Source organism: Nocardia seriolae NBRC 15557, from assembly GCF_007990715.1.
Classification (GTDB): Bacteria; Actinomycetota; Actinomycetes; order Mycobacteriales; family Mycobacteriaceae; genus Nocardia; species Nocardia seriolae.
Genome location: NZ_BJWY01000029.1, coordinates 47001 through 59135, shown reverse-complemented (window position 1 = coordinate 59135; position 12135 = coordinate 47001). Strand labels below are relative to the sequence as shown.

Genomic DNA, 12135 nt, shown 5'->3' with positions numbered 1-12135 from the left:
AGTATTAAGGGACAAAGGTCCCTTGCAGACCATTTCATCCGGGAGGATCCTCGCCCGGGAAGGTTTGTCCGGCACCAGTCGAAGACGCCCCACCAGGGCAGATCCGCCGGTTCACGCATTCGCCACACGAAAATAGTTAAACCGTATAGCATTTCGGATGGCCGAAGTTCGTGGCCGAGCCTCTTCCATCCGGTCTTCAGCTACCAAAGGGGGCGCACGATGCCCGGTATCAGAAACGGCAGCGACGGCGAACGGGAACTTCAGGAGCGCTACGGCAGCGACGAACGCGCGCAACGCTTCTATTCCGACCAAGTGCGAGATCGACTCAATACCCACATGATCGATTTCATTCGCCGGATGGATATGGCCTTCATCGCGACCTCGGACAAGCACGGGGAATGCGACTCCAGCTTCCGCGCCGGCAAGCCCGGCTTCCTGCACGTCATCGACGACCGCACGGTCGCCTACCCGGAGTATCGCGGCAACGGCGTGATGGCCAGCCTCGGCAATATGCTCGAGAACCCGCACGTCGGCATTCTCATGATCGATTTCGTGCACGACCTCATCGGCCTGCATCTCAAGGGCACCGCCCGCATCGTCGACGACGCCCTCATGCGGCGCTGTGTCCCCGACCTGCCCGCCGAGCAGCGCGGGCGGGTGCCCGAGCGCTGGGTGGTGGTCGATGTCGAAGAGGCCTACATCCACTGCCGCAAGCACATTCCGCATCTGGTCCCGGCGCACCGCGAGGCCCGGCAGTGGGGCACCGACAATATGCGCGCCAAGGGCGGCGATTACTTCCGCGCAAAGGAAGAGAACAACGCCCTCGTCGAATCCTGAGTGACGGCTACTTGATCTTGAAGATCACGGCGCGCTGCACGATGAAATTGATCACGGTGGCGGTGCCCTGCGCGACGCAGAAGGCGATGAACATCCGCCACCAGGCATCGGGCAGCGCGTAGTAGCAGACCTGATTGAGGCCGACCTGCAGCGCGAAGGTCAGCGCGTAGAGGGCTATTACCGCGATGAAGCGCTTGCGGCTCGGCTCGGCCTTGAAAGTCCAGCGCCGATTGATCAGATAGGCCGTGGTCGTACCCGCGATGAAGCTGATCGACTTGGCCACCGGCAGCGGCACTCCGACCAGCTTGAACAGCAGCGTGTACAGCCCGAAATCGACAATCGCCGACAGCCCGCCGGTGACCGTGAATCGAATGATCTGCGTCTTGAGATCAACGTCCGTACCGCCCGGTTCATCAACCAGGGGCAGCTCGGGCGGGAGGGGCAGATGGGGTTCCGCGGTCACAACGCAGAAGAGTAATGCCCGGGACAAAGGACACAAGCCTCGAGACGGTTATGCCTGTAGCCTCTATGCCGATGTCCACGAAAGCTCAGACCACCACCGCGGCCGCCTCGGAGCCCAGCTCCGCGGGTGAGAGCCCGGTCGTCGGCAAAGAAAAAGAGGGCACAGTGTCGCCGAGGTCCTTCGACCTGCCGACGCAGACCCGACGCCTGACGGGTTGGGGTCGCACCGCACCCGCAACGTCCGAAGTGCTCTCCACCAATGACCCCGAGCTGATCGTCAACGCGGTCGCCATGGTCGCGGAGGACAACGACTCCAAGCCCGCACACCTCCGTCGCGGCGTCATCGCCCGCGGGCTCGGCCGCTCCTACGGTGACCACGCGCAGAACTCGGGCGGTCTGGTCATCGATATGCCGGCGCTCAACCGCGTTCACCGTATCGACCGCGACTCACGGCTGTTCGACGTGGACGGCGGCGTCAGCCTGGACCAGCTCATGAAGGCGGCACTGCCGTTCGGACTCTGGGTTCCGGTCCTGCCGGGCACCCGGCAGGTGACCATCGGCGGCGCGATCGCGTCCGACATCCACGGCAAGAACCACCACAGCGAAGGCTCCTTCGGCAATCACGTGCGGTCCATCGACCTGCTCACCGCCGACGGCAAGGTCCAGACCATCGGGCCGAAGAAGAACGCCAAGCTGTTCTGGGCCACCGTCGGCGGCAACGGCCTGACCGGCATCATCATGCGCGCGACCATCGAGATGATCCCGACGGAGACCGCGTATTTCATCAACGACGGCGTGAAGACCACCACGCTGGACGAGACCATCGCCGCGCACAGCGACGGCAGCGAAGAGAACTACACCTACTCGAGCGCGTGGTTCGACGTGATGAACCCGCCGCCGAAACTGGGTCGCGCCTGCATCACCCGCGGACGCCTCGCCACGGTGGACGAGCTGCCGAAGAAGAAGCAGCGCAATCCGCTGAAATTCGATGCGCCACAGCTGCTCACGGTGCCGAACATCTTCCCGAGCATTACGGCGAACCGGCTCACCCTGGGCGCCGTCGGCGAGGCGTACTACGCCATGGGTGGCACCTATACCGGCAAGATCCAGAATCTGACGCAGTTCTACCACCCGCTCGACATGATCGCGGAGTGGAACCGGGCCTACGGTCCGGCCGGATTCCTGCAGTACCAGTTCGTGGTGCCGACCGACGCGGTCGAGGAATTCAAGCGGATTATCATCGATATCCAGGCGTCCGGGCACATCTCGGCGCTCAACGTCTTCAAGCTCTTCGGGCCGGGTAACCCCGCTCCGCTGAGCTTCCCGATGCCGGGTTGGAACATCTGCTGCGACTTCCCGATTCGGCCGGGTCTCAATGAGCTGGTCAACGATCTGGACCGGCGGGTCATGGAATTCGGTGGCCGGCTGTACACCGCGAAGGACTCCCGCACCACCGCGGAGACCTTCCACAAGATGTATCCCCGGATCGACGAGTGGATCAAGATCCGCCGAAGTGTCGACCCCACAGGCGTTTTCATGTCCGATATGGCGAGAAGGCTGGAGCTTCAGTGATCAATGCGGTAGGGAATCCGCAGTCCATTCTGCTGCTGGGCGGCACCTCGGAGATCGGCTTGGCGATCTGCGCCGAGTACCTGAAGAAGGGCCCCGCGCGCATTCTCCTGGCCGCGCTGCCGGGTGATCCGCTGCGCGAGGACGCGGTCAGCCAGATGAAGGCGGCCGGGGCCTCCGAGGTCCAGCTCATCGACTTCGACGCGCTCGACACCGACAGCCACCCGGCCGTCATCGACGCCGCGTGGGCGGCCGGTGACGTCGACGTGGCCATTGTCGCGTTCGGCATCGACGGCGACGGCGAGATCTTCTGGCAGGACCAGCGCAAGGCCGTCATGATGGCCGAGATCAACTACACCGCCGCGGTTTCCGTGGGTGTGCTGCTCGGCGAGAAGTTCAAGGCCCAGGGCTACGGCCGCATCCTGGCCATGTCCTCGGTCGCCGGTGAGCGCGTGCGCCGCTTCAACTTCGTCTACGGCTCCACCAAGGCGGGCCTGGACGGCTTCTACCTGGGTCTCGGCGAGGCGCTGGCCAAGTTCGGCCCGCGCGTCACCGTCATCCGCCCCGGCATGGTGCGCACCCGTCTCTCGGCCCACGCCAAGGAGAACGGCCTCACCGTCAACAAGGAAGACGTCGCTCTGCTCGCGGTCGCGGCTTCCGAGAAGAACAAGGAAATCGTCTGGGCCCCGGGCACTTTCCGCTACGTCATGATGATCCTGCGCCACGTCCCGCGCCCGATCTTCCGCAAGCTGCCGATCTGACGATCAGACTCCGATGCTGCCGTACCGCCGACCTGGCGGTACGGCAGTTTCGTATCCGGCCCAGGGCTCGGATGTACAATAAGTCGACCCGACTGGCCTATTTTTGTACATGGAGCTGATCATGTCGCTGACCCACATCGAGATCGACGAGGAAGCCCTGGAAACGGCCAAACGGCTGGGCGGGCACCGGACCAAGACCGCCGCGGTCGCTGCCGCGCTACGCGAATACAACCAGCGGCTATCGCGGGCGGCCTCGTTCGAGCGCTACTTCGAGATCGCTCAGGACTGGGACATCGAAGGGGCCGAAGCGGCTCACCGAGCCGAGAAGGAGCCACCGACTCCATGATCGGTTACCTCGTCGACTCGTCCGCGCTGTGGCGCATTCTCAGAGACCGCGCCCTGGTCGAGCGCTGGCTCGGCCCGGCCGCCGAAGGCGATCTGCATTCGTGTTATCCACAGCGCGCAGAGTTCCTTCGCTCCGCACGAAACTTGAAAGAGTATTCGCAGCTGTGCGGAATGTTCGACACCCTCTACAGCGATGTCACGGTGCCGAAGTCCGCTGGCCTCTGGATCGCGGGGCTACAGCACCGCGCCGCCGAAGATGGCTGCCATAGATCGCTTTCCGCCGTAGATCTGCAGATCTGCGCCACGGCCGCCTATCACGGGCTCGTCGTGGTCCACGATGATGCCGACTTCGTGACCGCCGCCAGGTTCGCCACCGAGCTCCGCCAGCTCAACGTGCACGACGGTCCTTTGACCTAGCGCCTCGGCCGCGGGCGGGTGTCGCACGATGTGTCGAGGACGAGGCTGTCTCGGATGATCGCGTCGATACGGTCGACGGCCCGGCGGAGGGTATGGCCCGCCGCGGCCAGGGCGGGGATCAAGGCTCGGCCGAGATAGCCCGCCGCGCCGGTGACCAGTACTCGCACGCTCACATCCCTTCCTTCGAGGCGGTTCCGAACATAGTGACTAGGCTGACGCGCGGTCCATGGAGACGAATGCGGAGGCTGGGTGCGGATGAGCGAGCGAGTGACGCTGCTGGCGCGGCAGACCGGTGGGGCTATCGGTGAGGCGGTGCTCGCGGCGGTGGTCGCGGGGGTCGTGGCCGGGGTCGGACTGGTCGCCTTCTCCACCGTGCACTGGCCGGCGTTCAACTCGTCCAATGTGACTCGGTCATTGACCGCCGTGGGGCAGGTTGTCGCGCTGGCCATGCTGGTGGCGGCCATCGTGCTGTTGCGCATGAACAAGTGGGGATGGCTCGCGAAACTGCTGTCCTGGGGCGGGGTTTCGGCGTTCGTGACGGTGACGCTGGGGATGCCGTTGGCGGCTACCAAGCTGTATCTGTTCGGAATGTCGGTGGATCAGGAGTTTCGGACGCAGTACCTGACGCGGCTGACCGACAGTGCCGCGCTGCACGATATGAACTACATCGATCTGCCGCCGTTCTATCCGGCGGGGTGGTTCTGGGTCGGCGGGCGGTTCGCGAGCCTGACCGGGATGGCCGGGTGGGAAGCGTTCAAGCCGTACGCGATCATCGGGCTGGCGGTGGCGGCGGTGGTCGCGCTGGTGTTGTGGTCCAAGCTGATTCGGGGCGATTGGGCGGTGGCGGTGGCGTCCGCGACGACCGCGGTGACGCTGGCTTACGGTGCGCCGGAGGCGTACAGCGCGGTGCTGACGCTGCTGCTCGGGCCCGCGCTGGTGCTGGCCTGGGGTGCGCTGCACCGGCCCGTCACGAATGGCGACGAGGAGACGGCCGGGGGCTGGGGCGCGGTGGTCGGGACCGGGCTGTTCCTGGGTCTGGCCGCGACCTTCTACAGCCTGTACTTCGGTGTCGCGGTGTTCGCCGTGTGTCTCATGGCGCTGATCGCCGCGGGGCTGGCGGGGCGCGCACAGCGGACATGGCGGGCGGTGTGGCCGATTCTGGTGCGGCTGATCGGGATCGGTGTGGTGGCCGGGGTGCTGGCGCTGACCGTGTGGACGCCGTTCCTGCTGAAGTTCCTGTCCGGTAAGGCTTCCCTGGGTTCCGGTTCGGCCTTCCACTACCTGCCCGAGAGCGGATCGCGGCTGCCGCTGCCCATGACCCAGTTCGATCTGCTCGGTGCGTTCTGCCTGCTCGGGACCGTCTGGCTGGTGCTGCGGGCGGGCAGTTCGCGGCGGGCGCAGGCGCTCGGCATCGGTGTGGTCGCCATCTATCTGTGGTGCCTGCTGTCCATGGCGGCGACCGCGGCGGGCACCACCCTGCTGGCCTTCCGGCTCGAGGCCCCGCTCGACGCCCTGCTGGCGGCGGCGGGTGTGTTCGGGTTCGCAGAGGGGGCGCGGGCGGTCTACCAGGCGCTCAACGAGCCCGGCCGGTTCCGGCTGGCCGCGGCGGCCGTGGCGCTGGCCGGGGCCATCGGATTCAGCCAGGAGATCCCGAATGTGCTCGCGGCGGAGATCACCACCGCCTACACCGACACCGACGGCAATGGTGTGCGCGCGGACAAGCGGGCGCCCTCGGCGGTGTCGTACTACCGCGAGATCGACGCGAAGCTGCTCGAGCAGACCGGGCGGCCGCGCGACGCCAGCGTGGTGCTGACCACGGACACCAGTTTCCTGGCCGTCTATCCGTACTACGGATTCCAGGCTCTCACTTCGCATTACGCGAACCCGCTGGCCGACTTCGCCGCCCGTACCGCCGAGATCCAGCGGTGGAGCACATTCAAGACATCGCAGGAGTTGACCGACGCGCTGAACCACTGCCGCTGGCGCGCGCCGGATGCCTTCCTGTTCCGGAGTTCCGGGAACGACTACACGCTGCGGCTCTCGCAGGACGTCTACCCGAACGACCCGAACGTGAAGCGGTTCACGGTGTCGTTCCCCAAGTCGCTCTTCGATGACCCGCACTACCGGATCACCGATATCGGACCGTTCACCCTGGTCGTGCGTGTCTGAAGGAAGGAACGAGACAAGCATCACTTATAAACAGAAATCGCCCGTATTCTGTGGATAAATACCCGTTCCTGTGGATAACTTCGCGACTTGCCAGTGCAATCTCAGGCGAAACCGGTAGCGTGGGCCGCTCATTGCAAGGCATCGAGGAGTTCGCGCGTGGTACAGGGGCGGGTATTCGACCGGGGGGTTGAAGACGATTCGGCGGTAACGGTTCTCGACCGGACCGCGCCGGAGTCGGCTTCCGCCAAGCTCACTCGAACGCAGCGGACCGTCCGGCGACTACGGCTGGCGCGTGCCGATCTGATCGTGGCCGCCGCGTACCTGTCGCTGGCGGTGCTGGTGCTGTCGGGCCAGTGGTTGCACACCGATCGCGGCTACCTCATCAAGAGCGGCCAGGACCAGACCATGTGGGAGTGGTTCTTCGCCGTCACCGCGCACAATGTGGCGCACCTGGAGAACCCGCTCGGCAGTCTGCTGCAGAACTATCCCGACGGCGTGAACATGATGGCCAATACCGCCATGTTCGGTGTCGGCGTGCCGCTGACGCCGGTCACCCTGCTGTTCGGGCCGACCGTCACCTTCGTGCTGGTGCTCACCCTGGGCCTGTTCGGCACCGCCTTCGCCTGGTACTGGCTGTTCTCCCGCGAAGCGGTCGCGTCCAAGTTCGCGGCGGCCGTGGGCGGCCTGTTCTGCGGCTTCGCCCCGGCCATGATCTCGCACGCCAACGCGCACCCGAATTTCGTGGTGCTGGCCCTGCTTCCGCTGATCGCGCTGCAGCTCATCCGGATGACCAAGCGCGCCAATGCCTCCCAGGAAGTACGCAAGGCGCGCCGCAATCGCGACGCCTTCGTCCTGAGTCTGCTGGTGGCCCTGCAGATCGCGCTGGGCGAGGAGCCGCTGCTCATTTTCGCGCTGTCCTTCGGGGTTTTCGCGCTCGTCTACTACCTGCACGCGCCGAAGACCGGGCTGCGCGCGCTGCGCACCGTCACCCCGACCGTGCTGCTGGCCGCGCTGATCACGCTGGCGTTCACCGAGATTCCGCTGTGGTGGAAGTTCTTCGGCCCGCAGTCCTACCGCAGCATCGACCACGGGACGATGCAGAACGACCTGAAGGCGCTGTTCCAGTTCCCATCGGAATCGCTGGGCGGGATGGTCGCGCACGGTCAGAACGTGGCCATCAATCCCACCGAGGAGAACTCCTACTTCGGCTGGCCGCTGTGGATCAGGGTCGTGGTGGCCGCGGTGCTCATGTGGCGGGAGCGGGTGGTGCGGGCGGCCGCCACTGTGATCGTGGTGTTCACCGTGCTGTCGCTGGGCGCGACCCTGATGATCGGGAAGCACGACACCGGCATCGGCCTGCCGTGGAAGCGGCTGGAGAATGTCGCACTGCTGGATACGGTGCTGGAATCGCGTTTCACCATGGCCGCGATTCCGGCCATCGCCCTCATCCTGGCGCTGGCCACCCAGCGGGCGCTGGACTACTGGAAGGTCTCGGCGACCGACTGGCGGCCGCTGGCCCTGTTCGCGGCGCTGGTCTTCGCCCTGCTGCCGCTCACCCCGACCATCCTGCCGGTGGTGCAGCGCCCGGCCACCCCGGCCTTCTTCACCGATGGCACGGTGCGGCAATACGTTTCGCACGGCTCGGTGGTGATCGCGCCGCCGCCGACCCCGCCCGACGCCCGCGCGCTGCGCTGGCAGATCGACTCGGGCTTCGAATTCCCGCTCGCCGGTGGCTATTTCGTCGGCCCGACCGGCAGCTCCAAGAAGGGCCGCTACGGCCCGGACGATCGGCCCACCGCGAGCCTGCTGATGCGGGCGCAGCAGTCCAATACGGTGCCGGTGGTGGACGAGGCCGCGCGCGCCCAGGCCCTGACGGACCTGCGCTACTGGCACGCCGACGTGGTGGTGCTGCCGCCCACCGACAATGGCGACACCCTGCGCCTGACCCTGGATCAACTGCTCGGCTTCCCTGCGAAATACGTTGACGGCGTGTGGCTCTGGGATGTGCGCGGCCTGGTGTAGCTCACCCCGCCTTGCGATAGGTCACGAAGCCGCTCACCGACAGCGCGCGGGTGATCAGGCCGTTGCTCAGCACCAGTTCGTGCGTGCCCTGGACCGTGCAGCCGCTGCCGCCCGAGCTGAGGGCGCCCGCCCCGAGCGTGATGTCGCCCGTGCTCGGCACCCCCAGCAGCCGATAGTCGAAGACGCAGATCACCCGGCCGCCACTCAGGATCGTCGAGGTCACCAGCGAATGGTTCAGCTCGCCCTGGCGAATGGTCAAGCGGTAGTCATTGGTGTTGGTATCGCTGGTCCCGGTCCATTCGCCGACGAACTCCGCCGGCACCCGGCCCGCGGGCGCGGCGGGCACCGTGGCGGCGACCGCGGTGGTCGACAGCACGCTCGCCATGGTCGGGATGGCGGCGGACAGCGGTGCGCCGCTGGGGGTTCCGTGGCTCTCCAGCTCGGCGACCACCCCGATCGCGCTGCCGCCGAGCACGGCCGCCGCCAGCACCGCCAGCAGCCCGATCAGCACTCCGCGGCCCGTCCCCGGGGCGGTGCGCACCGGTTCGGGAGTCCGATGCCGGTGTGGCGCACCGTCTTCGACGAATCCCGCGCTCGCGCCGTAGGCCGGCAACCCGGGGTCGGTGTGATGCCCGCCCGGCCGCAGCAGGGTCGGGTCGGTGCGCGAGGAGCGCAGCACGGTGGGATCGGTGACGAAGCCCGGCGGCGTCTCGATCGCGGTCGGCATGACACCCGCCCGCCACGCGTCCCAGGCGGCGTCGGTGAAATCGGTACAGCAGGCGTACCTTTCGTCCGGATGCTTGGCGAGGGCGCGATCGAAGACGGCGTCGAACCGGGGCGACAGATCCGGGCGCACCTGGGTCACGTGCAGCGGCGGCGTGCTGGTGTGCGCGTAGATGAGACCGGCCAGATCGGTCGCCAGGAACGGCCGAGATCCGGTGAGCAGCACGAAAAGCGTGCAGGCCAGCGAGTATTGGTCGGTGCGCGGGTCCAGCGGGCGGCCCGACACCTGCTCCGGAGACGCATAGGCGAAGGTCGCGGAGATGTCCCCGGTCTTGGTGACATGGGTGGTCTCGTCGCGCAGCCGGGCGATCCCGAAGTCGGTCAGCAGCGCGCGCTCGGGGCGGCCGTCCTCGGCCGGGGAGAGCATGATGTTGGACGGCTTCACATCCCGGTGCAGCACGCCCTTGCTGTGCGCGTAGTCCAGCGCGGCCGCGATGCCCGCGCCGATCCGCAGCGCCCGTTCCGGCGACAGCCCCGAAAGTCCGTCCGCGTCCGGGCCTTCCACGTACTGCATGGCGATCCACAGGCGGCCGTCATCGCGCCCGCGGTCGTAGACCGAGACGATATTCGGGTGGTCGAAGCGGGCGGTGATGTCGGCCTCGCGCTCGAAGCGCCGCCAGCCCTCGGCATCGGCGTTCACCTCCTCGCGATTGAAGACCTTGAGGGCGGCCAGGCGCGGTAGCCGGGGATGGCGGGCGGCGTAGACCGTGCCCGATCCCCCCGCGCCGATCCAGCGTTCGATGACGTAACCGGCGATGTCCTCGCCCGGCTTCAGCTCGGCCATGGTCGCGCACCTACCTACTACGGAACTACCTACTTCAGGGGAGCCCTTTCGAGCCAGTCGGTCAGGAGGCTGTCCACGGTGTGCCCGGGCCAGCGCAGCACCATGACGAATCGGGATCTGGGGTCACCATCGGGGAAGGTGACGGTGGCGAGCGCGCGATGGGCCTCGGTGTCCTGGGTGGCGGCCGGATCCACGGCGGCCGCGGTGGTGACGGTCAGTTCGCCCGCCACGTCGTCGTGGCTGACCCCGACGGTGCGGATCTTGTTGTCGAAGAAGAGCTGGCCCACGGATTGTCCGGGTCGGGTGTCGAAGTCGATGACGTCGAAGTGCACCTGGCCGGTGTTGTCGTCGGCATTGCACCGCACCCGGTGCGCGCCCTGGGCCGCCTCCCCCGGGCCCGGGTCCCGGGCCGCGCACGATCCGCCCTGCCAGCCGACCGAGGTCCCGGTGGAGGCGAGCCGGCCGATCAGGCTGGGGAAGGCACGGGCGATGGCGGTGTCGTCGCGGCCCCAGGAGGTGATCACGGTGTCGGCGCTGGCGTAGGTGATCAGGCCGCTCACATCGGTTTTGCGGCTGACGCGGCCGTCGGCCAGCAGGGTGAGGGTGGTCGGGCCATTGGCCTTGCAGGCATTGGCCGGTTCCCGGGCGACGATCTGGGAGGTGCCGACGATCAGCCGGTCGCCGTCGCGGGGCACCTCGTCCAGCGGCGCGGAGAACTCGCAGTGGAACGGATTGCCGTTGGGCAGAACGCCGTCCACGCGATTGGACAGCACCGGATCGCCGATCTTGGCCTGCTGCACGGTCAGCCGGTAGTTGGTCTGGCCCTCGGTGGCCAGCCAGATGCCGACGAACTTGTCCGGAACCAGGCCGCCGGTGGCCACGATGGGCGGCGGGTCGGTCCGGTGCAGGGCGAAGCCGACACCGGCGGCGGTGATCGCCGCCGCGGCCAGCGGTACCAGGGTGCGGCTGTGTAACAGGCTCTGCCACAGCTGTTTCCGGTCCCGGCCGGATCGCCGGGGCGGGGGCGGATGCGGCAGCAGGCGCGCCGGGGCGGTGAGCGCCAGCGCCGGATCAGAGTAGTAGGCCTCGGTGGCGGCGTAGGCGAAGTCCGCGCAGCTGTCGTAGCGGTCGTCCGGATTCTTGGCCATCGCCCGGTCGAAGACCGCGTCCATGGCGGCGGGGAGTTCGGGATTGACCTCGCTGACGCGCAGCGGCCGCTCCTGGGTGTGGGCGTGCACCCAGCCCAGTGGATTGTCGGCGCGGAAGGGCCGGTGGTCGGTGAGCAGTACGAAAAGCGTGCAGGCCAGGGAGTATTGATCGGATCGAGGACCGACCGGTTTGCCGCTCACCTGTTCGGGTGATGCGAAAGCGAAAGTGGCGGAGATATTTCCGGTATGGGTGAGCTTGATGGTCTCGTCGCGCAGCCGGGCGATGCCGAAGTCGGTGAGCAGGGCGCGCTCGGGACGGCCGCTGTCGGGAGCGGCGATGAGAATGTTGGAGGGCTTCACATCCCGGTGCAGCACGCCCTTGTCGTGCGCGTAGTCCAGCGCGGCCCCGATCTCGGTGGCGATGCGCAGCCCGCGATCGGGCGAAACATGGTGCAGCTCAGCGGCATCCATGCCGTCGATGAACTGCATGGAGATCCACAGCAGGTCGTCGGCGACGCCGCGGTCGTAGACCTGCACGATATTCGGATGGTCGAAGTGCGCGGCGATATCGGCCTCCCGCTCGAAACGCCGCCAGCCGTCGTCCTCCCCGACCACGACATCATCGCGTTTCAAGATCTTGAGAGCTGTAAGCCTCGGTAACCGCGGGTGCCGCGCCGCATAGACGACGCCCGATCCCCCGGCCCCGATTCGCCGCGCGATCACATACCCGGCGATTACTTCGCCAGGTCGCAGCTCGGTCATGCTTCCTCTTGTCTTCCGGCCCGGCCCCACGCCCAGTTCGGATAACAACCATCCTGACTGACATCCGCGTTTTCGG

At 67.0% G+C, this 12135-nt stretch carries 11 protein-coding genes; 7 read left to right on the top strand and 4 right to left on the bottom strand.

Annotated features, from left to right (window positions below; all coding sequences use genetic code 11):
• The first annotated feature begins 219 nt into the window (after positions 1–219).
• The gene (locus NS2_RS12065) at positions 220–837 is read left to right on the top strand and encodes a pyridoxamine 5'-phosphate oxidase family protein (RefSeq protein WP_045437358.1); all 618 of its coding nucleotides are present in this window, start codon (positions 220–222) and stop codon (positions 835–837) included.
• Positions 838–844: 7 nt separating this feature from the next.
• Here NS2_RS12065 and NS2_RS12060 read toward each other — a convergent pair whose 3' ends face one another.
• Complete coding sequence (locus tag NS2_RS12060; RefSeq protein WP_081985871.1) at positions 845–1300, bottom strand: GtrA family protein; 456 nt, start codon at positions 1298–1300, stop codon at positions 845–847.
• A gap of 71 nt (positions 1301–1371) precedes the next feature.
• On the opposite strand from NS2_RS12060, the gene dprE1 reads away from it, so the two are divergent.
• From dprE1 to NS2_RS12040, 4 genes are all read left to right on the top strand, one after another.
• Positions 1372–2871 (top strand): decaprenylphosphoryl-beta-D-ribose oxidase, encoded by a 1500-nt coding sequence (gene dprE1 / locus NS2_RS12055; RefSeq protein WP_373867318.1) that lies wholly within the window; start codon positions 1372–1374, stop codon positions 2869–2871.
• On the top strand, positions 2868–3629 hold the full coding sequence (gene dprE2, locus NS2_RS12050; RefSeq protein WP_033087612.1) for a decaprenylphospho-beta-D-erythro-pentofuranosid-2-ulose 2-reductase: 762 nt from the start codon (positions 2868–2870) through the stop codon (positions 3627–3629). Before dprE1 ends, dprE2 begins: the two co-directional genes overlap by 4 nt.
• 121 nt (positions 3630–3750) lie before the next feature.
• Entirely contained in the window at positions 3751–3975 is a 225-nt protein-coding gene (locus NS2_RS12045) for a type II toxin-antitoxin system VapB family antitoxin (RefSeq protein ID WP_033087629.1), read from the top strand.
• A complete protein-coding gene (locus NS2_RS12040; protein WP_033087611.1) occupies positions 3972–4391 on the top strand; it encodes a PIN domain-containing protein in 420 nt (139 codons plus the stop codon). The genes NS2_RS12045 and NS2_RS12040 overlap by 4 nt, the downstream gene beginning before the upstream one ends.
• On the opposite strand, the gene NS2_RS12035 is transcribed toward NS2_RS12040, so the two are convergent.
• The gene (locus NS2_RS12035; protein WP_121556085.1) at positions 4388–4564 is read right to left on the bottom strand and encodes an NAD-dependent epimerase/dehydratase family protein; all 177 of its coding nucleotides are present in this window, start codon (positions 4562–4564) and stop codon (positions 4388–4390) included. The two genes, NS2_RS12040 and NS2_RS12035, sit on opposite strands and share 4 nt — an antisense overlap.
• Before the next feature lie 82 nt (positions 4565–4646).
• Here NS2_RS12035 and NS2_RS12030 point away from each other — a divergent pair, with 82 nt between their 5' ends.
• Both NS2_RS12030 and NS2_RS12025 read left to right on the top strand, forming a co-directional pair.
• Positions 4647–6560, top strand: coding sequence for a galactan 5-O-arabinofuranosyltransferase (locus NS2_RS12030; protein WP_045437355.1), 1914 nt, complete (start codon positions 4647–4649; stop codon positions 6558–6560).
• Positions 6561–6716: 156 nt separating this feature from the next.
• A complete protein-coding gene (locus NS2_RS12025) occupies positions 6717–8582 on the top strand; it encodes a glycosyltransferase family protein (RefSeq protein WP_033087610.1) in 1866 nt (621 codons plus the stop codon).
• Position 8583: 1 nt separating this feature from the next.
• Here NS2_RS12025 and NS2_RS12020 read toward each other — a convergent pair whose 3' ends face one another.
• Positions 8584–10149 carry a serine/threonine-protein kinase gene (locus NS2_RS12020; protein ID WP_052086325.1) on the bottom strand — a complete coding sequence of 522 codons (1566 nt, stop codon included), beginning with the start codon at positions 10147–10149 and terminating at the stop codon, positions 8584–8586.
• 29 nt (positions 10150–10178) lie between these two features.
• Entirely contained in the window at positions 10179–12059 is a 1881-nt protein-coding gene (locus tag NS2_RS12015) for a serine/threonine-protein kinase (RefSeq protein WP_082062608.1), read from the bottom strand.
• Between the last annotated feature and the right edge of the window lie 76 nt (positions 12060–12135).

What these genes read in the sequence shown, in the direction of transcription:
- NS2_RS12065 (WP_045437358.1), top strand. Translation starts at nt 220, where the DNA reads ATGCCCGGTATCAGAAACGGCAGCGACGGCGAACGGGAACTTCAGGAG.
- dprE1 (WP_373867318.1), top strand. Translation starts at nt 1,372, where the DNA reads ATGTCCACGAAAGCTCAGACCACCACCGCGGCCGCCTCGGAGCCCAGC.
- NS2_RS12045 (WP_033087629.1), top strand. Translation starts at nt 3,751, where the DNA reads ATGTCGCTGACCCACATCGAGATCGACGAGGAAGCCCTGGAAACGGCC.
- NS2_RS12040 (WP_033087611.1), top strand. Translation starts at nt 3,972, where the DNA reads ATGATCGGTTACCTCGTCGACTCGTCCGCGCTGTGGCGCATTCTCAGA.
- NS2_RS12030 (WP_045437355.1), top strand. Translation starts at nt 4,647, where the DNA reads ATGAGCGAGCGAGTGACGCTGCTGGCGCGGCAGACCGGTGGGGCTATC.
- NS2_RS12020 (WP_052086325.1), bottom strand. Translation starts at nt 10,149, where the DNA reads ATGGCCGAGCTGAAGCCGGGCGAGGACATCGCCGGTTACGTCATCGAA.
- NS2_RS12015 (WP_082062608.1), bottom strand. Translation starts at nt 12,059, where the DNA reads ATGACCGAGCTGCGACCTGGCGAAGTAATCGCCGGGTATGTGATCGCG.